Source organism: Lentzea chajnantorensis, from assembly GCF_054300775.1.
The window spans coordinates 736,573-760,379 of the sequence record NZ_JBSDZT010000002.1 but is presented as its reverse complement, the minus strand read 5'-3'; the positions used below and the strand labels follow the sequence as shown (position 1 = coordinate 760,379).

Sequence of the window (23,807 nt, the reverse complement as noted above, 5' to 3'; positions counted from 1 at the left end):
GTGACCAAGCCCCTGACCAAGGACGACTTCCGCCCCGACGACGTCACGGTGCACCGCGACCCCGCGCGGCTGAACCGGGTCGTGCGCGCGCTGCGCAACGCCGGACGCAACGTGGCACTGGTGCCCACCATGGGCGCCCTGCACGCCGGGCACCGGCAGCTGATCCGCGAGGCCCAGGTCATGCAGAACACGGTGGTCGTGGTGTCGATCTTCGTGAACCCGCTGCAGTTCGGCGCGAACGAGGACCTCGACAAGTACCCGCGGCAGTTCGAGTCCGACGTGGACATCTGCCGCGCGGAGCGGGTCGGGCTGGTCTTCGCGCCGTCCGTCGAGGACATGTACCCAGAAGGTGCCCAGGTCACCGTGCACCCCGGTCCGCTCGGCGACGAGCTGGAGGGCGCGGTCCGCCCCGGTCACTTCGCGGGCGTGCTCACGGTCGTCGGGAAGCTGTTCAACATCGTGCAGCCCACGTACGCGGTGTTCGGGCAGAAGGACTACCAGCAGCTCCAGCTGATCCACAAGATGGCGCGCGACCTGAACTTCCCGCTCGACGTCGTCGGCGTGCCGACGGTGCGCGAGCACGACGGTCTCGCCCTGTCGTCTCGCAACGCCTACCTGAGCCCCGAGCAGCGCCAGCACGCCGTGACGCTGTCGGCCGCGCTGACCGCGGGCGCGCACGTGTCGGCGCAGGGCGCGGACGCCGTGCTCAAGGCCGCGCACGACGTGCTGGCGCAGGTGCCGGAGGTCGAGCTCGACTACCTGGAGCTGCGCGGGGCCGACCTCGGTCCCGCGCCGGAGAACGGCGACGCGCGGCTGCTCGTGGCGGCCCGCGTCGGCACCACCCGCCTGATCGACAACATCGCGGTGTTGCTCGGCGAAGGCGACGAGTAGGGGGATGGCCATGTTCCGCACGATGCTGAAGTCCAAGATCCACCGCGCCACGGTGACGCAGGCCGACCTGCACTACGTGGGTTCGGTGACGGTCGACGAGGACCTGATGGAGGCCGCCGACCTGCTCGCCGGCGAACAGGTCGCGATCGTCGACGTCACCAACGGCGCGCGCCTGGAGACCTACGTCATCCCCGGTGAGCGCGGCACGGGCGTGCTGGGCATCAACGGTGCCGCCGCGCACCTGGTGCACCCCGGTGACATCGTCATCCTCATCGCCTACGGGCAGATGGACGACGCCGAGTCCCGCACCTACAAGCCGCGCGTCGTGTTCGTGGACGCGGACAACAAGGTCGTGGACCTCGGCACCGACCCGGCGCACGCCCCCGAGGGCTCCGGACTGGTGAACGGCTCCACGAGCGCCCCGTCATCTGAGACCGTTGAGGCGACCGCGCTGGACGCGTTGATCCAGGCCGAGAACCTGAAGCAGGAGATCTCCTAGTGCTGCTCGCCATCGACGTCGGCAACACCAACATCGTGCTCGGTCTCTACGACGGCGTGGGCGACTCCGCGCCGCTCGTGCGCGACTGGCGGATGCGCACCGACGCCCGCATGACCGCCGACGAGCTCGCGCTGACCATGCGCGGCCTGCTCGGCGAGTACGCCGACAAGATCACCGGCATCTCCGCGCTGTCCACCGTGCCCGCGGTGCTGCGCGAGCTGCGGGTGATGCTCGGCCGCTACTACGACACCGTGCCGAAGGTGCTGGTGGAGCCGGGCGTGAAGACCGGCGTGCCGCTGCTCGTGGACAACCCGAAGGAGGTGGGCTCCGACCGCGTGATCAACACGCTGGCCGCGCACCACCTCTACGCGACCTCGTGCGTCGTGGTCGACTTCGGCACGTCCACGAACCTCGACGTGATCTCCTCGCGCGGCGAGTTCCTGGGCGGCGCGCTGGCGCCCGGTATCGAGATCTCCGTCGACGCCCTCGCCGCGCGCGCGGCCCAGCTCCGCAAGGTGGAGCTGGTCCGCCCGCGCAACGTCATCGGCAAGAACACCGTGGAGTGCCTGCAGTCCGGCATCGTCTACGGGTTCGTCGGCCAGGTCGACGGCCTGGTGCGGCTGATCACCCAGGAGCTCCAGCAGACCGACCCCGGCCCGGTCACGGTGATCGCGACCGGTGGCCTGGCCCCGCTGGTCGTGGCGGAGTCCTCGACGATCGCGCACCACGTGCCCGACCTGACTCTGCTGGGGCTGCGCCTGGTGTTCGAGCGCAACCTCGTCAGCCGCTGACGACCATCCGTGTCACGTCCGTGAGCATGGGGACGTCGAACGGCCCGTTCGACGTCTCCGGCCGCGAACGCAGGAACGCGAGCATCTTCTCGTTGACCGCTTCGCGTTCCTCGGCGCTGACGACCAGCATCCGCGAATGGGTGTTCACGGTGGCGATGAGCGCCTCCGGTGAGTCCCGGTGCTGCGCGTGCTGGAACACCTGCCGCTCAGGCGTGCCGAACAACGGGTGGGCCAGGAGGCCCGTGGGGTCCTGCCGGTTCATCTCGATGCTGTTCGCCGACACCCGCTCGAACTCCGCCACCCACTCGACCGACGTGTCCGGCTCGTTCCACATCGCCGCCACCACCCCGCCGGGCCGCAGCACGCGGGCGATCTCCGGCATCGCCTTCGCGTGGTCGAACCAGTGGAACGCGGTCCCGACCAGCACCGCGTCGACCGTCTGGTCCGGCACCGGGATGTGCTCGGCATGGCCGGGCAACGCGCGCACGTCGTGCACCCGGCGCACGAGTTCCGACAGCATCTGCTCGTTGGGCTCGACCGCGGTGACGCAGTGGCCCTCCGCGACCAGTCCCGCGGTGAGCTTGCCGGTGCCGGCGGCCAGGTCCAGGACGTCCAGGCGCCTGTCCTGTGCCAGCGGCTCCAAAGCCCACCGGATCGCCGCCAAGGGGTAGTCCGGCCGGTGTTCGGCGTAGGCCTCCGCCTGCGCGCCGAACGAGTCAGCTCGCCTCGCGTGTAGATCCATCCGTCCAACTTAGTGACCGGCCCGGTGCCCGAAATGGTCCGGTCGGGTTCCCCGCGTCACGCCATCCCGCCGCACGCCCGCCCTCTCGCGCTCCTCGCTGGTCACGCGTGAGTCCCGCGTTCCCCTCTCCGGGCACGCGGGGGCCCTACGTACCCTCAGAGCGCACGAAAGCTCCCCGCGTGCACTTCTCAGGTTCCGGGATGCGGAAAGCGCGGCTCAGCGAGCAGAGACGTGGGGGTGAGGCCTCTGCGGTTGCATTCCCCGTGGGGGCAGAGCTCGCGCGTCGGTTCCTCGTCGATCTCGGGATCGGTGGCGAGCTGGTGCAACGGGTATCCGGTTCGCCCTGACCTCCCGCCCTTCCGTACCCTTCTCGGCGTGAGTGAGCAGCCGAAGCAAAACCCCGTGACCAGCGAAGAAGACCTGCCCGAGCAGATGCGCGTGCGCCGGGAGAAGCGTGCGCGGCTGCTCGCTTCCGGCAAGGAGCCGTATCCGGTCGAAGTCGGGCGCACGCACACGTTGCGCGAGATTCGCGAGACGCACCCGGAACTGGAGCCCGACACGCAGACCGGTCAGGTCGTCGGTGTGACCGGCCGGGTGATGTTCCTGCGCAACACCGGAAAGCTGTGCTTCGCCACCCTGAGGGAAGGTGACGGCACCGAACTGCAGGCGATGCTGAGCCTCGCCGGTGTGGGTGAAGAAGCGCTTTCCGAGTGGAAGAGCGACGTGGACCTCGGCGACCACGTTTTCGTGCACGGCGAGGTCATCAGCTCGCGCCGCGGTGAGCTTTCCGTGATGGCCGACGCGTGGCAGCTGACGTCGAAGTCGTTGCGCCCGCTCCCGGTCGCGCACAAGGAACTCGGCGAGGAAACCCGCATTCGCCAGCGTTACGTCGACCTGATCCTGCGGCCCCTCGCGCGTGACACCGTTCGGACCCGCGCGAACGTCGTCCGTTCCTTGCGGGAGTCGTTCCACCGGCGCGGTTTCCTCGAAGTCGAGACGCCGATGTTGCAGACGCTGCAGGGCGGTGCGTCGGCGCGTCCGTTCATCACGCACTCGAACGCGCTCGACATCGACCTGTTCCTGCGCATCGCGCCGGAGCTGTACTTGAAGCGCTGCGTGGTCGGCGGGATCGAGAAGGTCTTCGAGATCAACCGCAACTTCCGCAACGAGGGTGTCGACTCGTCTCATTCGCCCGAGTTCTCGATGCTGGAGTACTACGAGGCGTACGCGACCTACGACACGAACGCCGTGCTGACCCGCGAGCTGATCCAGGAAGCCGCGGAAGCCGTGACGGGCTCGCAGATTGTCACCCTCGCCGACGGCACGGAGTACGACCTGTCAGGCGAATGGCGGACGATCAGCATCTACGAGTCGTTGTCCGAAGCCGTCGGTGAGGAAATCACCCCCGAGACGCCGGCCGAGGTGCTCCGCAAGCTTTGTGACCGCCACGAACTGGAGGTCAACCCGAAGTTCGGGCACGGCAAGCTGGTCGAGGAGCTGTGGGAGCACCTGGTGTGCGACTCGCTCTACCTGCCCACGTTCGTGCGCGACTACCCGGTGGAGACGTCGCCGCTGACCAGGCAGCACCGCACCAAGCCGGGTGTCGCCGAAAAGTGGGACCTCTACGTCCGCGGATTCGAACTCGGCACCGGTTACTCCGAACTGGTGGACCCGGTGATCGAGCGGGAACGCCTCGAAGCGCAGGCCCGCCTTGCCGCGGCCGGCGACAACGAGGCCATGCCGGTCGACGAAGACTTTCTGCGATCACTGGAGTACGGAATGCCACCGAGTGGTGGTGTCGGAATGGGGATCGATCGGCTGCTGATGGCACTGACCGGGCTGGGTATCCGAGAGACCATCTTGTTCCCGCTCGTTCGCCCTGAATGAGTAACTTTTCGCGAGTCGATAGGTGCAATGCGGCACCTGTGCGCTAACCTGCGTCCGCAGGGCATTAGTTGGCGTGCGGGTGACCGCGCATTCGGGGTCCAGGAGGATACGCATGGCGCAGAAGGTCACGGTGACCCTCGTCGACGACCTGGACGGCTCCACTGCGGAGGAGACCGTCGAGTTCGGGCTGGACGGTGTCAGCTACACGATCGACCTTTCCTCGGGCAATGCGGGCAAACTGCGGGACGCCTTGTCCGACTACGTGGCGGGTGCCCGCCGCGCGGGTGGTCGCAAGCGCACCGGCACTGGACCCGGCCGTCCGGCGAGCGTGAAGGCGCGTCCGGCATCGGCTGACCGCGAGCAGAACCAGGCCATTCGCGAGTGGGCCCGCAAGCAGGGCATGAAGGTGTCGGACCGGGGTCGCATCCCGGCCGAGGTGCTCGACGCCTACCACCAGCAGGGCTGAAATTCGGTAAAGCACGAAGGGGTTCCGGGGCGCATTCCCGGAACCCCTTCGTGCTATTTGAGTGACCACTCAACTACTTCCGGGGGACGCCGGTGTGACCCGTCCGGGAACCGGTGCTGTCCAAACGACTTTCTCGGTTCACGTTCGGATGAGCCGAGAACGTTTCCGTGGAATATTCTTCCTCGATCGTCCGACGGCCGTTGTTCCGCTGTTCTCGCCTGGGCGTTCTGCGGGGCGCGCGTCCGCGTGACGAGGGCAACGGGACTGTGCGCCCGACCGCCCGGTCGGTTCGGTTAGGCTTACCTCTCCTTGAGGAGTACAGGAGGGTGGGCCTTGGGTCGTAGGTCGTCGGGCCTGCTCTTCCTGCTGGTCGTGCTGGTCGCCGTGGCGCTGGTGAGCATCGCGGTCGGCTCGAAGGACATCCCGCTCTCCGCCGTGTGGCACGGGCTGTTCACACCGACCGGCGTCGAGGACGACGTGATCGTCCGCGAGCTCCGCGTCCCGCGCACCCTGATCGGCATCGCGGTCGGGATCGCGCTGGGCGTCGGCGGCGCGTTGATGCAGGGCCACACGCGCAACCCGCTGGCGGACCCCGGCATCCTCGGTGTCACGCACGGCGCCGCGCTGGCCGTGGTGCTGTCGATCTTCCTGTTCGGCGTCTCGTCGCTGTACGGCTACATCTGGTTCGCCTTCGCCGGTGCCATGGTCGCGAGCGTGCTGGTGTTCGTGCTCGGTTCGGCCGGGCGTGCGGGTCCATCGCCCGTGACGCTGGCGTTGGCCGGTGCCGCCGTATCGGCGCTGATGAACGGTCTGGTGTCGGCGATCGTGCTGCTCGACCAGCAGTCGCTCGACGCGTTCCGGTTCTGGCAGCTCGGCGGGATCGCCGGCCGCGACCTGTCGGTGCTGACGCAGGTGCTGCCGTTCCTGCTGGCCGGTCTGGTCGTGGCGGCGTTCAACGCGCCGGGGCTCAACGCGCTCTCGCTCGGTGAGGACGTGGCGCGGTCGCTCGGCGTGAACGTCAGCCGCACCCGGTCGCTGGGCATCCTCGCGATCACGCTGCTGGTGGGCGCCGCCGTCGCCGCGTGCGGGCCCATCGGGTTCGTGGGACTCGTCGTGCCGCACATCGCGCGTGCGTTCACCGGGCCGGACTACCGCTGGATCCTGCCGTTCTCGGCGGTGCTCGGCGCGGTCCTGGTCCTCGTGGCCGACGTCGTCGGCCGCGTCGTCGCCCGTCCGTCCGAGGTGGAGGTCGGTGTGGTGCTGGCGCTGCTCGGCGCCCCGTTCTTCATCTTCCTGGTGCGCCGCAAGAGGCTGGTGAAGATTTGACCGCCACCGCGCTGAGGGTCGGGGCCACCTCGTTCAAGCTCCGCCGCCGCCCGCTGCTGGTGGTGGCGTGCGCCCTGGTCGTGCTCGCGGCCCTGTTCGTCGCCGACATCATGATCGGCGACTTCCCGCTGACCGCCGCGCAGGTCGTGGACACCCTGCTGGGCGGTGGCTCGCGCCGCGACCAGTTCGTGGTCTTCGAGCTGCGCATGCCCCGCGCGCTGACCGGCCTGCTCGTCGGCGCCGCGCTCGGCCTGTCCGGCGCGATCTTCCAGGCGATCGTGCGCAACCCGCTGGCCTCACCCGACATCCTCGGCGTCACCTGGGGCGCGGGTGCCGGCGCGGTCTCGGTGATCACGTTCGCCGGCTCGCTCGGCGTGGTGACCGGCAGCGCCGCGTCGATCGGCGTGCCGCTGGCGGGCCTGCTCGGCGGCCTGACCGCCGGCCTGCTCGTCTACGCGCTGGCGTGGCGCAAGGGCATCGAGGGCTTCCGGATGGTGCTCGTCGGCATCGGCGTCACCGCCGTGGCCGGCAACTTCACCCACTACCTGCTGACCGTCGGCGACGTCCAGGACGCCGGCCGCGCGATGGTGTGGATCACCGGCTCGCTGAACGGCCGCGGCTGGGAGCACGTCGTCCCGGTGGCGCTGGCGCTGGCCGTGCTGGTCCCCGTCGCCCTGGTCGGCGGCCACGTCCTCGGCGCGCTCCAGTTCGGCGACGAGACCACCCGCGGCCTGGGCATCCGCGTGAACCTGGCCCGCTCGTTCCTGATCGTCGTGGCGATCGTCCTGGCCTCCGTGGCCACCGCCGCGGCGGGCCCGATCACGTTCGTCGCGCTGGCCACGCCCCAGATCGCCCTGCGCCTGGCCGGCACCGCCCAGCCCCCGCTGTTCGGCTCGGTCGTCATCGGCGGCGCCCTGGTCATGCTCTCCGACCTGGTCGCCCGCACGATCTACCGCACCGAGCTCCCCGTCGGCGTCGTGACGGCGGTGCTCGGCGCCCCCTATCTGATGTACCTGCTGGTTCGGAGCCGCCGGGAGGCGCGGGTATGAGTGTGCGTCTTGAGGCCACGTCGCTGTCGGTCGGTTACGGCGAACGGCTGGTCGTCGACTCGTTGGACCTGGCGGTGCTCGGCGGCACCGTGACGGCCGTGATCGGCCCGAACGGCTGCGGCAAGTCCACGCTGCTGCGCGCACTCGGCCGGTTGCTGCCCGCCCGGTCCGGCGCGGTGCTGCTCGACGGCAAGGCGATCGACTCGATGCCCACGCGCGAGGTGGCGCGGGTGCTCGGCATGCTGCCCCAGGCGCCGTCCGCCCCCGAGGGCCTGACCGTCGCGGACCTGGTCGCCCGCGGCCGGCACCCGCACCAGTCCTGGTACCGGCAGTGGTCCTCGGACGACGCGGCCGCCGTCGACGCGGCCCTGGAGATGACCGGCATCTCCGACCTGGCCGACCGCACCGTGGACGAGCTGTCCGGCGGCCAGCGGCAGCGGGCGTGGATCTCGATGGCGCTCGCCCAGGGCACGGACCTGCTGCTGCTCGACGAACCCACCACGTACCTGGACCTGGCGCACCAGATCGACGTGCTCGACCTCGTGCAGGAGCTGCACGCGTCGATGGGGCGGACCATCGTGATGGTGCTGCACGACCTCAACCTGGCGGCGCGGTACGCGGACCACGTCGTTGCCATGCGCGGTGGGCGGATCGTGGCGCAGGGAACGCCCGCGGAGGTGCTGACCGAGGAGATGCTGCTGGAGGTGTTCGGGCTGGACGCGCGGGTCGTCGAGGACCCGGTGGCCGGAACGCCGCTGGTGGTGCCGGTCGGGTCACGTCACCGCCTGCCGTAGCGCCTGCGGCGGTGCCTCAGGCCGTAGCGCCGCCCATCGGGTGGGGGCGGCGCTCAGCTCAGCTCGTGCGCGGGCAGGCCGTGCACGGCTCGGCGTCCGGCAGCACGTAGTGGAAGCAGCAGGAACGGCGGCGGCGCTTCCAGCCCTCGTCCGTCAGGTGCAGCGTCGACGCGGAGATGAACGGGTCGAGCTTCTCCGGCAGGAGCAGGGCCGCGTCGGTGACGCCCGCGGTCTCGTCGCCGCACACCCGGCCCGCGGCCCAGGGGCCGTACTCCAGCATGTCCGTCGCCGCCGCCCAGAGGGTGCGGCGGCCGAAGCGGACCACCTGGCCGAACGACGTCACGAACTGCGCGGCGTGCGCGGCGTAGCGGGCGCGGAACAGGGCGGCGAGCGCCGCCTCGTTCGCCACGACGGTCGCGGCCGGGTGGTTCGAGGCCGGGTCGTCGGGCAGGCAGGCGAACTCGTCGGAGAGCAGCGCGATGCCGTCGGGGTGCGGGCGGCCTTCCTGGGCGATCCGGAACGCGACGTCCGCGGGCTTCAGGGACGGAATGCGGCGGACGGTGTGGAAGAGCAGGCTCGCGAGGTAGGCGGGGACGTGCAGGTACCAGCCCATCACGTAGCCGGCGGTCGCGCGGTCGTCCGACTCGCCGTGCTGCTCGACCATCCACTCGGCGAGGTCCTTGCGCCAGAGGTCGAAGCGCGACGGCTCGGCCACCAGCTCCGAGCAGATCGTCCAGTCCGACGGGGGGACTCCGAAGCGGATCTCGGTTCCCACGTCCAGGCGGGCGACGGATTCGGCCAGTGGCGTGAACGCACGCGGGTTCTGCTGTGAGACCCTCGCAGGTACGGTCAACGCGCAAGTCCAATCTCAGCGAATGAGGCTTGCCTAACCTTACCTAAAAGGTACCCGATCGCGCCCCCTGAGGTGGGCCCGGTCACAGCAGCGTCGCTCAACGGGGGGTTGTTCGCGCTCAGCGGACATCGCCCGATCTGTGGAATCCGCTGGGCCCGACCTGCGTTGATGCTGATGTCAGAGTTCCACGGACGCGACTGTCCGCTGACGGGAACCACAGGCCTCGGTACCGCCCACTACAGTGGAGCCACGGTGCCGCGCTCACCAGGGTAGATCGGTGGAGCCGAGGACCGCCGACGCAGCAGTCAGGGAGTGCGAATGTTCGAAAGGTTCACCGACCGCGCGAGGCGGGTGGTTGTCCTTGCCCAAGAAGAGGCACGGATGCTCAACCACAACTACATCGGCACCGAGCACATCCTCCTGGGTCTGATCCACGAGGGTGAAGGTGTCGCCGCCAAGGCGCTCGAGTCGTTGGGGATCGCGCTGGAGGGCGTCCGCCAGCAGGTCGAGGAGATCATCGGCCAGGGCCAGCAGGCCCCGAGTGGACACATCCCCTTCACCCCACGCGCGAAGAAGGTCCTGGAGCTGTCGCTGCGCGAGGCGCTGCAGCTCGGACACAACTACATCGGCACCGAGCACATCCTGCTCGGCCTGATCCGCGAGGGCGAGGGCGTTGCTGCGCAGGTCCTCGTGAAGCTGGGCGCCGACCTCAACAGGGTGCGGCAGCAGGTGCTGCAGCTGCTGTCCGGCTACTCGACGGAGAAGGGCTCGTCGGAGGCCCCTGGCCGCGGCGAGGGCACCCCGTCGTCGTCCCTGGTCCTCGACCAGTTCGGGCGCAACCTCACGGCTTCGGCCCGTGAGGGCAAGCTCGACCCGGTGATCGGGCGCACCAAGGAGATCGAGCGGGTCATGCAGGTGCTGTCCCGCCGCACCAAGAACAACCCGGTCCTCATCGGCGAGCCCGGCGTCGGCAAGACGGCCGTCGTCGAGGGCCTGGCGCAGATGGTCGTCAAGGGCGAGGTGCCCGAGACGCTCAAGGACAAGCAGCTCTACACGCTCGACCTCGGCTCGCTGGTCGCGGGCTCGCGCTACCGCGGTGACTTCGAAGAGCGCCTGAAGAAGGTCCTCAAGGAGATCCGCACGCGCGGCGACATCATCCTGTTCATCGACGAGATCCACACGCTCGTCGGCGCGGGTGCCGCCGAGGGCGCGATCGACGCGGCGAGCATCCTCAAGCCGATGCTGGCCCGCGGTGAGCTGCAGACGATCGGTGCCACCACGCTCGACGAGTACCGCAAGCACGTCGAGAAGGACCCCGCGCTGGAGCGCCGCTTCCAGCCGATCCAGGTGGGCGAGCCGTCGCTCGAGCACACCATCGAGATCCTCAAGGGCCTGCGCGACCGGTACGAGGCGCACCACCGCGTCTCCATCACCGACTCCGCGCTCGTCGCCGCCGCCACGCTGGCCGACCGGTACATCAACGACCGGTTCCTGCCGGACAAGGCGATCGACCTCATCGACGAGGCGGGCGCCCGCATGCGCATCCGCCGGATGACCGCGCCGCCGGACCTGCGCGAGTTCGACGAGAAGATCGCGGACGTGCGTCGCGACAAGGAGTCCGCGATCGACGCGCAGGACTTCGAGCGCGCCGCCAAGCTGCGGGACGCGGAGAAGCAGCTCCTGGGCCAGAAGGCCGAGCGGGAGAAGCAGTGGAAGGACGGTGACCTGGACGTCGTCGCGGAGGTCGACGACGAGCAGATCGCCGAGGTCCTCGCCAACTGGACCGGCATCCCGGTGTTCAAGCTCACCGAGGAGGAGACCACGCGTCTGCTCCGCATGGAGGACGAGCTGCACAAGCGGATCATCGGCCAGGTCGACGCGGTCAAGGCCGTGTCGCAGGCGATCCGCCGCACCCGCGCCGGCCTGAAGGACCCGAAGCGCCCCTCCGGCTCGTTCATCTTCGCCGGCCCGTCCGGTGTCGGTAAGACCGAGCTCTCGAAGGCGCTCGCGAACTTCCTGTTCGGCGAGGACGACGCGCTCATCCAGATCGACATGGGCGAGTTCCACGACCGGTACACCGCGTCGCGGCTCTTCGGTGCCCCTCCCGGTTACGTCGGCTACGAAGAGGGCGGCCAGCTCACCGAGAAGGTGCGCCGCAAGCCGTTCTCCGTCGTGCTCTTCGACGAGATCGAGAAGGCCCACCAGGAGGTCTACAACACGCTGCTCCAGGTGCTGGAGGACGGCCGCCTGACCGACGGTCAGGGCCGGACGGTGGACTTCAAGAACACCGTCATCATCTTCACGTCGAACCTGGGCACGTCGGACATCAGCAAGGCCGTCGGCCTCGGCTTCACCTCGGGTCAGGACACCGCGTCCAACTACGAGCGCATGAAGAACAAGGTCAACGACGAGCTGAAGAAGCACTTCCGGCCCGAGTTCCTCAACCGCATCGACGACATCATCGTCTTCCACCAGCTGACTCAGGACGAGATCATCAAGATGGTGGACCTGATGATCGCCCGCGTCGAGACGCAGCTGAAGAACAAGGACATGGCGATCGAGCTGACCGACAGGGCCAAGTCCCTGCTGGCCAAGCGCGGCTTCGACCCGGTGCTGGGCGCCCGCCCGCTGCGCAGGACGATCCAGCGCGAGATCGAGGACACCCTGTCGGAGAAGATCCTGTTCGGCGAGATCCAGCCGGGCCAGATCATCATCACCGACGTCGAGGGCTGGGACGGCGAGTCGGACCAGCACGACAAGGCGAAGTTCGTGTTCCGCGGCGAGGCCAAGCCCACCCGCGTGCCGGACTCGCCCCCGGTCGACCTGACCGCCTCCGCCGCTGCCACCGAGCAGCAGGACGCGCCGGCCGCCGAGAACGAGTGACCGAGCACCACTAGCACGACCGGCACGACCCGAACCGGCCCCCAGGCACACCGCCTGGGGGCCGGTTCGCGTTCGGAGCCGGTGGCCGCGGTCACTCGACCGCGTGGATTTGCCCGTTTCGCCGCCTCGGTGTGCGGCCGCTGCCAGACTGCTGAGCACCGCTGACCCGAGAGTGTTGAGGAGCGTCACGGCAGTGTCGGCCGAGTTTGATCAGCTTGTCGCTCAGTTCGAGCGGTTCCAGGCCCAGATGCACCGCGTGGACCAGCAGTTCGCCGGCATCGGCGAGATGCAGCAGCAGCTCACCGAGCTGGAAGCCGTCGCCACCTCGGCGGACAGGGCGGTCACCGTCGTGGCCGGCCCGTCGGGGTCCATCAGGGACATCCGCCTCACCGACCTGGCCATGCGCCGCCCACCGCACGCACTGGCCGCCGAACTGATGTCCACGCTGCAGAAGGCCGTCGCCGAGGCAGCCCGCCGGCAGGCGGGCATCGTCGAAGGCGCGCTGGGCGACGACATGCACCTCAAGGACCAGGTGCTGGAAACCCAGGCGCAGCTCTTCGGCATGTCCAAGGAGGACCTCGTCCGCGCCACCGCCGAGCAGGACGCGGCCGCGGCCCAGCAGCCGCCCCAGCCGACTCCTCCCGCACCGCCCGTGCCGCCGCGCGCGCCGGTTCCGCCGCCCGTGCCGCAGGCGGGACAGGTCCGGCAGCCGCCACCACCGCCACAACGCCGGCCTGCGCGGGAGTCCCCGGAGGACTTCTCCGACCAGAACGTGCTGCGCGAGGACTCGTGGCAGTCCCGCTCGCAGCAACCACCTCCGCCGGCGCCACCGAAGCAGGGCGGCGGCTACCTCAACCTGTACGACGATGAGGACGGACGATGAGCGGCTTCGACGTCAACCCGGCCGAGCTGACCGCGTTCGCCGGGAAGCTCGACGGTTACCGCAGCGCCGCGAGCGAGCTCGCCGGTCTGGTCGGCCAGTCAGACGTGGGCGGCAAGTCGTGGGGCGTGATCGGCCTGTTCGTCAAGGACGAGTACACGCAGATGCTGAACGACCTGAACGAGCTGTTCAAGGACATGCAGAACGGTTTGCAGTCGGGCGCCGACAAGTTCCGCGGCACCGCGCAGGGCTACCAGGACCAGGAGGACGCGTTGATGCAGATCTTCGACGGGCTCCAGGTCGAGATCGACAGGGGGTAGGCGCGGCATGGCGGAAGAAACCTCGAACGTCAGCGAGGGCGCGCAGAACCTGACCGGCAGCGTCGAGATCACCGTCGGCGAGAAGACCACGGGTGAGAAAGCACTCGAGGCGACGCCGTTCGTCGGCAGCTACCTCAAGACGTCCGAGGCGTTCGAGAAGCGTGGCGAGGCCGGTGGCGCGAGCACGCTGGCGTCCGAGGGCAGCGCGCTGCTCAGCTCGGTCGGCTCGGCGGCGCAGGGCATTGCGATGGACCCGATCGGCTGGCTGGTCGGTCAGGGGTTGAACTTCCTCATCAGCGTGGTCCAGCCGCTGGAGGATGCGATCCACTTCGTCAGCGGCGACGGCCCGGCGCTGTCGCAGGCCGCCGACAACTTCGGTGCCATCGCCCAGGGTGTCGCCACCCTGCGGGAGAACTTCGACGAGGACCTGTCCAGCTCCGTGCAGACCTGGGGCGGGGAAACGGCCGACATGGCCGCGACCAGGCTGGGTGAGTTCGCGAGTGGCATCAGCGGTGTCGCGGGCCAAGCCGGCGAGCTCGCCCAGATGCTGACGATCTCCAGCATGATCATGCAGATCATCGAGGACATCATCAAGGCGATCCTCACCGAGCTGATCACCTGGTTGATCCTCATCTGGATTCCGGCGCTCGCCGCCGCAGTACCCAGCTTCGGTGCCTCCACCGCGGCGGCAGGTGCGGCCACCGGTGTGCGTGTCGCGTCCACCGCCGGGCGGGTGTCGCGCATCGTGGCCAAGCTGCGCCAGTTCCTGCAGAAGATCATGGAGTTCCTGCGCAACGTGGGCAGCCGCCTCAAGAACGTGCGGACCGCGTTCCAGAAGTCCATGGCGGACAAGAAGGCCGGTGTCGCGACCGCCGACAAGAACCTGGAGCGCCTCAGCCCGTTCGCGGTGCACCGGCAGTGGGGCGACAAGCTCAACAGCTCCAAGGGCGACGTGGGGGAGCGGATGAAGCACGGTTTCGGCAAGTCGATGGTGGAGGCCGTGGGTGGTGAGGCGCTGGCCCAGGTCAACCCGTCGCACGAGAAGGGCTTGCGCAACATCGCCGCGGTGGAGAAGGCAGCCGAGAACGACCAGATCGGCACAGACGAACCGAAGCACCGGATCCAGGGCTACCTGGACCTCTGACCACGCTGGGGGAGCTGGACGCATGAAACCGTGGGAGCTCAAGCTCGGGCTGTTCGTCCTGATCTTGGTGGTGCTGCTGGCGCTGATGTTCTGGTGGAGGTGGCGGGTCGCCAGGAGGGAAGCCGCCGACCACGCCGCCGACCTGGCCAGGTTCGCGGCGATGATGGGCGGGACCGCGTCGGGTCCGGGCGAGGACGTGAGCGCCTGGTCCGCCGGGCTCCTCCGCCCGTTCGCCCACGAGTACGGCAACGTGATCGCCTGGCTGGGACGCGTTTCCGACTCGCGGTTCGAGCACGCGTTGGACTTCGAACGACACGGGTGGCGCATCCGGGTGACCGAGGCGTCGATCGAGCTGCAGGACCCGACCAACGCCGACGTCGCGAACACCCATCACGAACGCCGTGTCGAGGTGGCCACGTCCGAGCTCCCGCCGCTGAAGCTGGTGGTCCGCTCCCCGGGTGGGGGCGAAGGGGCGCGGAACTGGGCTGGTGAGGCGCCTCGACCGGTCGCGGACGGTGGGTCCCGGGAATGGCGTGAACTGACGCTTCCCGCGGGCCTGGACCGGGCTTTCGCAGCCCTCACCGGTGACCCGCACCGAGCGGCCGCGATGTTCGTCCCGGAGGTGGTGCAGCGGTTGCTCGCCGAGGCCGGTGCGGACGACTTCCACAACCTGACGCTGGAGGGCGGCATCGCCTACTCGGTGCTGCCCGGCCAGATCGACCCCGAGCGCCTGCTGCAGGAGGTCGACGCGATAACCGGTCTGCTGCAGCGCTTTCCGGGTGTGAGACCGAGGAACCCCGCTTCTGCCGCATGAGCACACCGACGTCGTCGGATGCGCAGAAGAGCATCCAGTCCTCGGCTCCCGTTCGTCCCCCTGAGAGTTGGTGTTGAGATCAGGATGCACGAGGGGCCTGACAGTTCCGCGAGGCAACGCAACCGTGCCACCGGCCGTCCCCCGAACGTGGACACCCGGATCGAGCTCAGGCAGCCCAGGAACGGCTTCACCACGTTCGTGCTGGTCATCTGCGCCGTCGCGTTCGTGGCGGCGGCGTTGGTGCGGCTGCTGGGCATCGACGGCACCCGATACATGATCGCCACGACGGCGCTGACGCCGTACATCACGGTGGCGGGGTTGGTCATCGGGTTGTTCGCGTTGTTCCGCAAGCGGTGGGTCGTGGGGCTGACGATGACGTTGGTGGCCGTCGTGCTGGTCGCGAACGTGGTGCCGCGGGCGTTCTCGGACCCGCGGCCGAACGTGGTCGGGCAGGAGGTCCGGCTGATGACGTCGAACCTCCTGGTGGGCCAGGCGGACGCCGAGTTCGTGGTCGCGCAGGTCAAGGCCCGCCGGATCGACGTGCTCGCGATGCAGGAGCTGTCGCCCGCGATGGTGCAGGACCTCCAACGCGCCGGGCTCGACCAGGTGCTGCCGAACCAGGTCCTCATCCCGGAACCGGGCGGGTCGGGCTCCGGCATCGCGTCCCGGTTCCCGCTCACCCGGCGCGACCTCACGCCGCCGGGCACGTTGCGGCAGGCAGGGGCACTGGTCGACCTGCCGGGTGCGCAGGACATCGAGGTGGTGTCGGTGCACCCGCTGCCACCGGTGGTCGACGAGGGGCCGGAGCCGTGGCAGCGCGAGCTGGCCGGGCTGCCGAGCCCCGACTCCACCGGCTCGATGCGGGTGCTCGCGGGCGACTTCAACGCCACGCTGGACCACGTCGGCATGACGCGGTTGCTCAACAAGGGCTACGTCGACGCCGCCGACCAGGTCGGCAAGGGGCTGGTGCACACGTGGCCCAGCCAGAGCGGCATCTGGCCACCGCCGGTCACGATCGACCACGTCCTGGTGGACCCGCGGTGTCCCGTCGACACCGTGGACGTGTTCGACGTCCCGGGCAGCGACCACCGCGCCCTGGTTGCACAGTTCGTTGTACCGCGCTAGCGGGTTGTCGGTACAACGACGGCATGAAGATCCTCGCCACCGCGGCTCTGCTGGGGGGCTTGCTCGCGCCCGCTCAGGCCGAGGAGACCGTCAGCTGCCAGGCTCCCGACCCGTTCGACATGCGCGTCCAGGAGCACTACGACTTCGCGTTGCTCTACAAGACGCAGTGCGCGTCCAAGCAGAACTGGGACCGCACCTTCGCCGACGTCACCATCGCGACGGACCGGGTGTCCGTCACGGCCTCGACGGCGCTGGCCGGTGCCATCGCCTCGGTGCGCCACGGCGGCCGGGAGTACATCGGCAGCGGCGGCCACGGGTCGGCGTTGCAGTGGGCCGTCCGCCCGTCGGTCGCGAAGCTCGGTCAAAGTGACGGCCGGCCGCACACCACCGAGTGCTACAACCCGACCCAGGCCGGCAGCCAGAAGGACGACCACGACGAGCCGCCGCCGTTCCACGGCCCCTCCACCAGCGCGCTCACCCGGTTCGAGAAGACCGGACCCACCAGCTACGCCGCCGCGAGCCGGCTCGCGATGTACGTGCCGCTGGGGGAGCGCAGCAAGTTCGACTCGTGCGACCCGGCGCACTACCAGGACCCCGCTCCCGTCGCCGGTGAGGCGGTCAACCCGATGCCGCTCGGGCTGTCGCGGTACTGGCTCAACCCGGACGTGGACGTGCGGGACAACGTCATCCGGCTCGGCGCCGGCCTGCACGTCGAGGACGCGGAACCGGCGGCGCACCTCGGCGAGGTCTACACGACGGTCGTCGCGTACACGCTGAAGGACTTCACCCGCCAGTACACCTACGTCGACGGCGGGGCGGTGCCGTTCGTGGACGACTGGGACCACAAGAACCGCCCGCTGCTGCGCTGCACCGAGGGCGGTGAGCACTGCCTGGGCCTGTACTGGCAGCGCAGCCGGTTCCCGCAGGGCACGGCCTACGCCTACCAGGCGAGCGTCGAGCCGAACGAGTACACCGCGTGGGGCGGCTCGTACACGGTCGAGGTGACGTTCAAGACCACCGGGCAGCGGCACGCCGCACTGGAGGCCTACGCGGCCGTGGGCACCCAGCAGGAGGTCATCGCGACCCTCGACCGATTGAGTCGCGAACTGCCGTGAGGGCTTCGAGGGCGTTCATCGGCAACGAGACGCCCCGGCCGTGCCTGACCTCCGGCTCGCGCGGGTTGATCCTGACCAGCGCACCGGAGGCGGCACTGGCCAGTTCGGCCTGCCGCCGCACGGTCGGCACCGCGGTGCCCGCACCGATCTCGACCACCACCAGCCGCCGCTGCTCCCGCCGCCACCGCGCGAGCGCGTCGAGCTGCGCCTGGCTGCGGTGCGGCACCCAGCCCCAGTCGCCGAACATCAGGATGTTGGGCCTGGCCAGCCCGCCGCAGTTCGGGCACGTCGGCAACGGGTCGAGCGCGCGCATCGACTCCGGGTCGACCTCGACGTCGAACGAGCACTCCCAGACGTCGTCGCAGCACGGTTCCACGCACTGCGCGTGGTGGATCGACCCGTGCACCTCGGCGACGTCGGTGAACCCGGCCCGCTGGAACTGGCCGTCCACATTGGACGTGAAGACGCGCGCACCCCACGACCGCAGGATCGCGAAACCCTCGTGCGGCACGGTGTTGCGGTACAGCGCGAGCCGGTGGCCGTAGAACCCCCACGCGAGCGCGGGGTCGTCGGCGAAGTGCGCCGGGTCGGCGAGCTCCTCGAACCGCAGCCCGAGCCGCTCGTACGGCGGGTAGGCCCGCCAGAACCCCTCGGTGCCGCGGAAGTCGGGCAGCCCGGAGTCCACGCCGATGCCGGCACCGGCGCAGACGAGCACCGCGTCCGCGCCGGCGACCAGCTCAGCGGCTCTCTCGACGGAGGCGCTGTCCACCGCGGTCACTGCTTGGGCTTGCTCCCGAGCACGACCTCGAACTCCAGCAGGTCGGCACCGGACGACACGGGACGCGCGCGCTCACCGGAGTGCGCGGCGGCACCGGCCTGCCCGTCGCGCCACGCGACGAAGTCCTCGTGCGTCTCCCAGTGCGTGACGACGAAGTAGCGGTCCTCGCCCGCGACCGGCCGCAGCAGCTCGAAGCCGAGGAACCCCGGCTGCTCGTCGACCGCGCCGAGGCGGGCGGCGAAGCGCTTCTCGAGCTCGGGGCCGTTGCCCTCGGGAACCTTGATCGCGTTGATCTTCACGACTGCCATGCCACCCACACTAGCGGCGGAGTACGCCGGGCAGCAGGTACTGATCACCCGGAATGCCCGAGTCGTGGAACCACGCCTGGAAGAACCCGTCGAGCTGCTGCCCGGACGCCTTCGCGACGTGGTCCTCGAACTGCGGCCAGGACGCGTTGCCGTCGCGGTGCTGCGCGGTCCACGAGCGCAGCGCCGGGAAGAACACGTCGTCACCGACCTGCCTGCGCAGCGCGTGCAGCGCGAAGATGCCCTTGTCGTAGACGCCGCGGAACTCGTTGCCCTGGCCCATGTCGTAGAGCTTCGGCGACCAGAACCGGGTGCTGCCGCGCTTCTGCTCCAGCTCGCGGCGGTAGCGGTCGTCGAGGTCCTCGCCCTCGTGCTCGGCCCACAGCCACTGCGAGTACGACGCCAGGCACTCGTTCAGGCAGATGTCCGCCCAGCTCCGCAACGTCACCGAGTCGCCGAACCACTGGTGGGCGTTCTCGTGCACGACGGTCTCCAGGTCCGCCCAGGCCGCGTAGATCGGCCGGGTCTGGGTCTCCAGCGAGAACCCGATCTGGTCGGCGACCCAGATGCTGCCGGCCGCGCGCTGCGGGTACGGGCCGAACTTCGACTCCAGCAGCGCGAGGACCTCCGGCAGCCGCGCCTGGACCGGCTTCTTCTGCGCGGACGTGCCGGGTGCGTAGGCGTCGACCACCGGGGTGCCGCCGGGCAGCTGCGAGCGGACGATCTCCCACCTGTCGATGGCCACCGTGACCAGGTACGTCGCCAGCGGCGTGTCCTCCTGCCAGCGGAACGTGGACCAGCCGCCGTCCTTCGTCACCTCGCCCTCCAGGCCGTTCGACACGACCGACCAGCCGTCCGGCACGCGGGCGGCGACCTTCAGCGCGGCCTTGTCGCGCGGGGTGTCGTTGGCGGGGAACCACGTCGTCGCCGAGTGCGGCTGGCCCGCGGCGAACGCGCCACCGGTGGACGAGACCTGCCAGCCGCTGCGGCCCAGGGAAGCGTCGTTGATCGTGGTCGGCTTGCCGCCGTAGGTGACGGCGGTGACGAACTGCCCGCCCTTCGCGACCGGGGCGGACGGCGTGATCACGAGCTCGTGGTCGCCCTCCCGCGCGAACTTCGCGGGCCGACCGCCGACCTCGACCCCGCTGACGTCGAGGCCCTCCAGGTCGAGGTTGAACCTGGCCAGGTCGTCCGTCGCGGTCGCGGTGATCGTCGCGACGCCGTCGAGCCGCTGCGAGCCGGGGTCGTAGGTGATCGCGAGGTCGTAGAGCCGCACGTCGTAGCCGCTGTTGCCGTCCGCCGGGTAGTAGGGGTCGCCCGCACCGGCGCCCGCCTCCACCGCGGCCTGCGGTGACGTGTCCTGGCGCTGCTGCTGCTGCGCGGGGTCACCGCCGGGTGTGCGGAACACGACCAGCAGACCGGCGACGAGCACGACCAGCACGAGGGCGACGAGGTACGGACGGGCCTTCATGCGTTAATCATCCCTGTGTCGGTGGTGGAGTTCGGCGGAACGGGGCGGGGCGTCCTGCTGTTGCACGGCCTGATGAGCAGGGCCACGGCCTGGTGGCCGGTCGCGCAGTGGCTCACACCGCACGGCCGCGTGGTCGGGATCGACGCGCGGGGGCACGGCCGAAACCCGCAGCGGGGCCCCTACCGCACCGAGGACTTCGTCGCCGACGCCGCGGCGGCGATCGAGCGGCTCGATCTCGCACCCGCCGTCGTGATCGGGCACTCCATGGGCGGGCTGCACGCGTGGTGTCTCGCGGCGGCCCGTCCTGACCTGGTCAGCGCGATTGTGGTCGAGGACTTCGCCCCGGACAACAGGGGCCGCACGACCGACGAGTGGAAGTGGTTCTTCGACGCCTGGCCGGTGCCGTTCCAGTCGCTCGCGCACGTGACGTCGTTCTTCGGCGCGCCGGTGTTCGCCGAGTACTTCGAGGAACGCGAGGACGGCTGGCACCTGATCGCGGCGATGGACGACCTCTACGAGATCGCCGCCGAGTGGGGCACGCGGGCGTACTGGGACCAGATCGCGGCCGTCCGCTGCCCGTCGCTCGTCATCGAGGCGGGCCAGGGCGGGCAGCTGCCAGGGCAGATGGCGGCGGCGGCGCGGTCGTGCGGCGGGCAGTACCTCCACGTCCCCGAAGCAGGGCACCTGGTGCACGCCACCGCTCCGTGGGTCTACCGCGGTGCCGTGGAGGCCTTCTTGAGCACGTCGACCTCACCGGTCTGAGTGTCCACGACCGACACCTCGCGGACCTTCGCGCGGATCGGCTCGACCGGGAACACCTCGGCGAACGCCGCCCGGATCGCCGCTTCGCCGACACCGTGCACGAGCGTGCAGTGGGGGACCCAGTTGCCCGGCAGGTAGTAGGCGCTGGGGTTCTTCACGTTGCCGGCCAGCACGTCGTGGATCGCCGAGTGGACGGCCAGCAGCTCGGCGTCGACGACGGCGGCGAGCATCAGCACGTTGTCGACCGCGGCGAACGTGCCCAGGTGGTGCAGCCACAGGTCCGGCAGCCAGAGCCGTTCGAGGTCCTCGCGCAGCTCCTTGCGCACCTTCTGGCCGATGGTCGTCGCCGCCGCGTAAGTGAGGTGCGGTGGGAAGCCGGGTGTTACGCCGATGCGTCGTTGCAGGTCGCGAACCTTCTTGTCCGCGTCGTCGTCGAAGAACGCCACCAGCGCGTGCATCAGTGCTCTCCCGGCAGCGCGAACAGGCCGTCGCGGGTCTGCTCGACCAGGCCGTCGTCCAGCAGCGAGACCAGGCACTTCTCCCGCTGCGTGACGTTGTTCCAGACGAGGTCGAGCTGGATCTTGGGCACCGGGCCGGGTGCGCCGCGCAGCACGTCGAGCAGCTTGCCCCGCACCTGCCGGTCGGTGCCGGCGAACTTCTGCACCTTCTTCTCCGGCCCGGCGTAGGCGGGCCGCCCGGCCAGCTGCCACGCGCACTCCGCGTACAGCGGGCAGTCGGCGCACTTCTGGTTCTTCGCCGTGCAGATCAACGCGCCGAGCTCCATCAGGGCGGCGCTGAACACGGCGGCGTCGTCCCGGTCCTCGGGCAGGATCGCCTCGACGTCCCGCAGGTCTCGCTTGGTCGACGGCGGACCCGCGTCACCGGCACCGTGCACAGCGCGCGCGACGACCCGGCGGACGTTCGTGTCCACGACGGCGCACTTCTGCCCGTACGCGAACGTCGCCACCGCACGAGCCGTGTAGCTGCCGATGCCCGGCAACGACTCCAGCGTCTCGATGTCCGACGGCACCACGTCGCCGTGGTCGCGCGCGATGGCCGTGGCCGCCTCGTGCAACCGCAGCGCGCGCCTCGGGTAGCCGAGCTTGCCCCACATCCGCAGCACCTCGCCCTGCGACGACGCGGCCATCGCACTCGGGACCGGCCACTTCGCCAGCCACTCGTGCCAGATCGGTTCCACGCGGCTCACCGGCGTCTGCTGCAGCATGATCTCGCTGATCAGCACACCCCAGGCGGTGCAGTCGGGTCGGCGCCACGGCAGGTCGCGGGCGGCGGTGTCCCACCAGCCCAGCAGCAACTCGTGATTCATCGCCCGCCATTGTCGCAAACGCACGCGGGGAGCTTTCGTACTCTCGTGGTGCACGAAGGCTCCCCGCGTGCCACTGGATGTCACGCGGGGGGCCCGCGTTCCCCTGGATGTCACGCGGGAGTCCCGCATTCCCCTGGATGTCACGCGGGGGGCCCGCGTTCCCCTGGATGTCACGCGGGAGTCCCGCATTCCCCTGGATGTCACGCGGGGGCCCCGCGTGGCACGAGGTCAGGTGGCGGCGGGGTCAGGCGGCGGCGGTCTCCGCGGCGTCGACCTCGCGCAGCTCGCCGGTGTGCACGTCGTAGACGAACCCGCGGACCTTGTCGGTGTGCGGGATGAACGGGCTGCGCCGCAGGCGGGCCATCGACCCGCGCACGCTCTGCTCGACGACCTTGAACGCCTCCACGGCCCAGGTCGGCCGCAGACCGGTGTCGGACTCCAGCTCGTCCTTGAAGTCGTCCTCGGTGACCATCTCGAGGCCGCAGTTCGTGTGGTGCACCAGCAGCACCTCACGCGTGCCGAGCTTGCGCTGGCTCAGCGCCAGCGAGCGGATCATGTCGTCGGTGACGACGCCGCCCGCGTTGCGCAGCACGTGCGCCTCGCCCTGCTTCAACCCGAAGATCTCGAACACCCGGATGCGCGAGTCCATGCAGGTCAGGATCGCCACCTGCAGGGACGGCCGCGCGGAGGAACGGTCTCCGGGAACCACGTTCCCGAGCTCGTAGTTCCGCTTGAGCAGTTCGTCGATCGCGGTCATGACTACCCTCCATGGCCTACCGGCGGACCCCCGCTCGATGGAACTTCAGCGAGCGCGCGTTCACAAGGGCTTTCCGGCAATATCACGTTCACCGGATCGAGCGACGCTCGCCTACGCCTGGATTCCACGTCACCCCGCTACGTTCGGGCCGTGATCGAGCCCACAGCACCACTCTCGTCCTCGGTGTACTGGCGCCGCCGCATCGCCGCGATCGGCGCGGCACTGGTCACGCTGCTGCTCGTGATCTGGATCGTCGGCCTCTTCGGCTCCGGCCCCGACCAGCGGGCGCAGCCCACCAACGCCGCGGCCGCCTCGGCCTCCACGCCACCGCCGACGATGTCGGAGGCCGGTGCGGCGTCCTCCTCGACGACCCCGCCGCCCGCGGTGAGCACCCCGACAGCCGCGCCGCCTCCGCCGCCCGGCCCGCCGCAGCCGTGTCCCGACGACGCGGTCGTGGTGGTCGCGAAGGTCGACAAACCGGTCTACAGCGGCGGTGACCAGCCGGAACTGTCGATGGACGTGGTCAACAACGGTCCGGCGCCGTGCATCAAGGACATCGGCCGCGAGCACCGCGAGCTGACCGTGCTGACCGCCGACGGGCACACGGTGCTGTGGTCGAGCAACCACTGCCTCGCCGCGACGGGCAGGGAGGTGCGGGTGCTGGCACCGAAGGAGGTCTTCAACTTCGGCACGAAGTGGGCCGCCTCGACCTCGCAGCCGGGGTGCGGACCGCACACCCGGCTGGGCGCCGGCGACTACCTGCTGGTGGCGAAGCTGGCCGGGAAGTCCAGCCAGCCCACCGTGTTCCGGCTGGGGAACTAGGCCCGG

General features: G+C 69.9%; 25 protein-coding genes. 17 read left to right on the top strand and 8 right to left on the bottom strand.

From position 1 onward, the window contains the following. The 3 genes from panC to ACVDFE_RS04260 are packed head-to-tail and all read left to right on the top strand — an operon-like array spanning position 1 to position 2,181. Positions 1–891, top strand: a complete 891-nt coding sequence (panC, locus tag ACVDFE_RS04270; RefSeq protein WP_458429633.1) for a pantoate--beta-alanine ligase — start codon at positions 1–3, stop codon at positions 889–891. 10 nt (positions 892–901) lie between these two features. After that, positions 902–1,390 (top strand): aspartate 1-decarboxylase, encoded by a 489-nt coding sequence (panD, locus tag ACVDFE_RS04265; protein WP_360386602.1) that lies wholly within the window; start codon positions 902–904, stop codon positions 1,388–1,390. Next, positions 1,390–2,181 carry a type III pantothenate kinase gene (locus ACVDFE_RS04260; protein WP_360385228.1) on the top strand — a complete coding sequence of 264 codons (792 nt, stop codon included), beginning with the start codon at positions 1,390–1,392 and terminating at the stop codon, positions 2,179–2,181. Before panD ends, ACVDFE_RS04260 begins: the two co-directional genes overlap by 1 nt. Here the strand turns inward: ACVDFE_RS04260 and ACVDFE_RS04255 are convergent. Then, on the bottom strand, positions 2,171–2,923 hold the full coding sequence (locus ACVDFE_RS04255) for a class I SAM-dependent methyltransferase (protein WP_458429632.1): 753 nt from the start codon (positions 2,921–2,923) through the stop codon (positions 2,171–2,173). The two genes, ACVDFE_RS04260 and ACVDFE_RS04255, sit on opposite strands and share 11 nt — an antisense overlap. Positions 2,924–3,355: 432 nt before the next feature. Between ACVDFE_RS04255 and lysS the strand changes: the two genes are divergently transcribed. The 5 genes from lysS (at position 3,356) to ACVDFE_RS04230 (ending at position 8,445) form a co-directional block, all read left to right on the top strand. Then, positions 3,356–4,810 (top strand): lysine--tRNA ligase, encoded by a 1,455-nt coding sequence (gene lysS / locus ACVDFE_RS04250; RefSeq protein ID WP_360386605.1) that lies wholly within the window; start codon positions 3,356–3,358, stop codon positions 4,808–4,810. A 112-nt stretch (positions 4,811–4,922) separates the two neighbouring features. Next, positions 4,923–5,276, top strand: coding sequence for a histone-like nucleoid-structuring protein Lsr2 (locus tag ACVDFE_RS04245; RefSeq protein ID WP_360385232.1), 354 nt, complete (start codon positions 4,923–4,925; stop codon positions 5,274–5,276). A gap of 333 nt (positions 5,277–5,609) precedes the next feature. Then, a complete protein-coding gene (locus tag ACVDFE_RS04240; protein ID WP_360385234.1) occupies positions 5,610–6,602 on the top strand; it encodes a FecCD family ABC transporter permease in 993 nt (330 codons plus the stop codon). Further along, positions 6,599–7,651 carry a FecCD family ABC transporter permease gene (locus tag ACVDFE_RS04235; RefSeq protein WP_458429631.1) on the top strand — a complete coding sequence of 351 codons (1,053 nt, stop codon included), beginning with the start codon at positions 6,599–6,601 and terminating at the stop codon, positions 7,649–7,651. Before ACVDFE_RS04240 ends, ACVDFE_RS04235 begins: the two co-directional genes overlap by 4 nt. Next, a complete protein-coding gene (locus ACVDFE_RS04230; protein WP_360385238.1) occupies positions 7,648–8,445 on the top strand; it encodes an ABC transporter ATP-binding protein in 798 nt (265 codons plus the stop codon). The genes ACVDFE_RS04235 and ACVDFE_RS04230 overlap by 4 nt, the downstream gene beginning before the upstream one ends. A gap of 58 nt (positions 8,446–8,503) precedes the next feature. Here ACVDFE_RS04230 and ACVDFE_RS04225 read toward each other — a convergent pair whose 3' ends face one another. Beyond that, on the bottom strand, positions 8,504–9,298 hold the full coding sequence (locus ACVDFE_RS04225; RefSeq protein WP_360385240.1) for a (2Fe-2S)-binding protein: 795 nt from the start codon (positions 9,296–9,298) through the stop codon (positions 8,504–8,506). 318 nt (positions 9,299–9,616) lie between these two features. Here ACVDFE_RS04225 and ACVDFE_RS04220 point away from each other — a divergent pair, with 318 nt between their 5' ends. The 7 genes from ACVDFE_RS04220 to ACVDFE_RS04190 all read left to right on the top strand — a co-directional run bounded on the left by ACVDFE_RS04220 (position 9,617) and on the right by ACVDFE_RS04190 (position 17,579). Beyond that, positions 9,617–12,181 carry an ATP-dependent Clp protease ATP-binding subunit gene (locus ACVDFE_RS04220; RefSeq protein ID WP_360385242.1) on the top strand — a complete coding sequence of 855 codons (2,565 nt, stop codon included), beginning with the start codon at positions 9,617–9,619 and terminating at the stop codon, positions 12,179–12,181. 247 nt (positions 12,182–12,428) lie between these two features. Then, positions 12,429–13,064 (top strand): YbaB/EbfC family nucleoid-associated protein, encoded by a 636-nt coding sequence (locus ACVDFE_RS04215; protein WP_458429630.1) that lies wholly within the window; start codon positions 12,429–12,431, stop codon positions 13,062–13,064. Next, a complete protein-coding gene (locus ACVDFE_RS04210) occupies positions 13,061–13,381 on the top strand; it encodes a WXG100 family type VII secretion target (RefSeq protein WP_360385244.1) in 321 nt (106 codons plus the stop codon). The genes ACVDFE_RS04215 and ACVDFE_RS04210 overlap by 4 nt, the downstream gene beginning before the upstream one ends. Positions 13,382–13,388: 7 nt before the next feature. Next, positions 13,389–14,525, top strand: a complete 1,137-nt coding sequence (locus ACVDFE_RS04205) for a hypothetical protein (RefSeq protein ID WP_458429629.1) — start codon at positions 13,389–13,391, stop codon at positions 14,523–14,525. Positions 14,526–14,547: 22 nt separating this feature from the next. Then, positions 14,548–15,339 carry a hypothetical protein gene (locus ACVDFE_RS04200; RefSeq protein ID WP_458429628.1) on the top strand — a complete coding sequence of 264 codons (792 nt, stop codon included), beginning with the start codon at positions 14,548–14,550 and terminating at the stop codon, positions 15,337–15,339. 147 nt (positions 15,340–15,486) lie between these two features. Further along, a complete protein-coding gene (locus ACVDFE_RS04195; RefSeq protein ID WP_458429627.1) occupies positions 15,487–16,464 on the top strand; it encodes an endonuclease/exonuclease/phosphatase family protein in 978 nt (325 codons plus the stop codon). Between the two features lie 23 nt (positions 16,465–16,487). Next, positions 16,488–17,579, top strand: a complete 1,092-nt coding sequence (locus ACVDFE_RS04190; protein ID WP_458429626.1) for a hypothetical protein — start codon at positions 16,488–16,490, stop codon at positions 17,577–17,579. On the opposite strand, the gene ACVDFE_RS04185 is transcribed toward ACVDFE_RS04190, so the two are convergent. From ACVDFE_RS04185 to ACVDFE_RS04175, 3 genes are read right to left on the bottom strand one after another with little or no spacing between them, the layout of a single operon-like run. Further along, entirely contained in the window at positions 17,539–18,348 is an 810-nt protein-coding gene (locus ACVDFE_RS04185) for an SIR2 family NAD-dependent protein deacylase (RefSeq protein WP_458429625.1), read from the bottom strand. The genes ACVDFE_RS04190 and ACVDFE_RS04185 overlap by 41 nt on opposite strands. A gap of 5 nt (positions 18,349–18,353) precedes the next feature. Continuing rightward, positions 18,354–18,665 (bottom strand): antibiotic biosynthesis monooxygenase family protein, encoded by a 312-nt coding sequence (locus ACVDFE_RS04180; protein WP_360385256.1) that lies wholly within the window; start codon positions 18,663–18,665, stop codon positions 18,354–18,356. Between the two features lie 10 nt (positions 18,666–18,675). Then, on the bottom strand, positions 18,676–20,133 hold the full coding sequence (locus tag ACVDFE_RS04175) for a M1 family metallopeptidase (protein ID WP_458429624.1): 1,458 nt from the start codon (positions 20,131–20,133) through the stop codon (positions 18,676–18,678). A 15-nt stretch (positions 20,134–20,148) separates the two neighbouring features. Between ACVDFE_RS04175 and ACVDFE_RS04170 the strand changes: the two genes are divergently transcribed. Next, positions 20,149–20,895, top strand: a complete 747-nt coding sequence (locus tag ACVDFE_RS04170; protein WP_360385260.1) for an alpha/beta fold hydrolase — start codon at positions 20,149–20,151, stop codon at positions 20,893–20,895. Here ACVDFE_RS04170 and ACVDFE_RS04165 read toward each other — a convergent pair. The 3 genes from ACVDFE_RS04165 to ACVDFE_RS04155 form a co-directional block, all read right to left on the bottom strand. Next, positions 20,844–21,353 carry a 2'-5' RNA ligase family protein gene (locus ACVDFE_RS04165; RefSeq protein ID WP_458429623.1) on the bottom strand — a complete coding sequence of 170 codons (510 nt, stop codon included), beginning with the start codon at positions 21,351–21,353 and terminating at the stop codon, positions 20,844–20,846. The two genes, ACVDFE_RS04170 and ACVDFE_RS04165, sit on opposite strands and share 52 nt — an antisense overlap. Further along, positions 21,353–22,222, bottom strand: coding sequence for an A/G-specific adenine glycosylase (locus ACVDFE_RS04160; protein ID WP_458429622.1), 870 nt, complete (start codon positions 22,220–22,222; stop codon positions 21,353–21,355). Before ACVDFE_RS04160 ends, ACVDFE_RS04165 begins: the two co-directional genes overlap by 1 nt. Before the next feature lie 244 nt (positions 22,223–22,466). Next, on the bottom strand, positions 22,467–22,979 hold the full coding sequence (locus ACVDFE_RS04155) for a beta-class carbonic anhydrase (protein ID WP_458429621.1): 513 nt from the start codon (positions 22,977–22,979) through the stop codon (positions 22,467–22,469). Positions 22,980–23,129: 150 nt separating this feature from the next. Between ACVDFE_RS04155 and ACVDFE_RS04150 the strand changes: the two genes are divergently transcribed. Beyond that, a complete protein-coding gene (locus ACVDFE_RS04150) occupies positions 23,130–23,801 on the top strand; it encodes a hypothetical protein (RefSeq protein ID WP_458429620.1) in 672 nt (223 codons plus the stop codon). Positions 23,802–23,807: the final 6 nt, after the last annotated feature.

Bases quoted from the DNA above. Each gene is read 5' to 3' on its own strand.
- panD (WP_360386602.1), top strand. From the start codon at position 902: ATGTTCCGCACGATGCTGAAGTCCAAGATCCACCGCGCCACGGTGACG.
- ACVDFE_RS04255 (WP_458429632.1), bottom strand. From the start codon at position 2,923: ATGGATCTACACGCGAGGCGAGCTGACTCGTTCGGCGCGCAGGCGGAG.
- lysS (WP_360386605.1), top strand. From the start codon at position 3,356: ATGCGCGTGCGCCGGGAGAAGCGTGCGCGGCTGCTCGCTTCCGGCAAG.
- ACVDFE_RS04245 (WP_360385232.1), top strand. From the start codon at position 4,923: ATGGCGCAGAAGGTCACGGTGACCCTCGTCGACGACCTGGACGGCTCC.
- ACVDFE_RS04230 (WP_360385238.1), top strand. From the start codon at position 7,648: ATGAGTGTGCGTCTTGAGGCCACGTCGCTGTCGGTCGGTTACGGCGAA.
- ACVDFE_RS04220 (WP_360385242.1), top strand. From the start codon at position 9,617: ATGTTCGAAAGGTTCACCGACCGCGCGAGGCGGGTGGTTGTCCTTGCC.
- ACVDFE_RS04215 (WP_458429630.1), top strand. From the start codon at position 12,429: ATGCACCGCGTGGACCAGCAGTTCGCCGGCATCGGCGAGATGCAGCAG.
- ACVDFE_RS04210 (WP_360385244.1), top strand. From the start codon at position 13,061: ATGAGCGGCTTCGACGTCAACCCGGCCGAGCTGACCGCGTTCGCCGGG.
- ACVDFE_RS04205 (WP_458429629.1), top strand. From the start codon at position 13,389: ATGGCGGAAGAAACCTCGAACGTCAGCGAGGGCGCGCAGAACCTGACC.
- ACVDFE_RS04200 (WP_458429628.1), top strand. From the start codon at position 14,548: ATGAAACCGTGGGAGCTCAAGCTCGGGCTGTTCGTCCTGATCTTGGTG.
- ACVDFE_RS04190 (WP_458429626.1), top strand. From the start codon at position 16,488: ATGAAGATCCTCGCCACCGCGGCTCTGCTGGGGGGCTTGCTCGCGCCC.
- ACVDFE_RS04180 (WP_360385256.1), bottom strand. From the start codon at position 18,665: ATGGCAGTCGTGAAGATCAACGCGATCAAGGTTCCCGAGGGCAACGGC.
- ACVDFE_RS04175 (WP_458429624.1), bottom strand. From the start codon at position 20,133: ATGAAGGCCCGTCCGTACCTCGTCGCCCTCGTGCTGGTCGTGCTCGTC.
- ACVDFE_RS04165 (WP_458429623.1), bottom strand. From the start codon at position 21,353: ATGCACGCGCTGGTGGCGTTCTTCGACGACGACGCGGACAAGAAGGTT.
- ACVDFE_RS04160 (WP_458429622.1), bottom strand. From the start codon at position 22,222: ATGAATCACGAGTTGCTGCTGGGCTGGTGGGACACCGCCGCCCGCGAC.
- ACVDFE_RS04155 (WP_458429621.1), bottom strand. From the start codon at position 22,979: ATGACCGCGATCGACGAACTGCTCAAGCGGAACTACGAGCTCGGGAAC.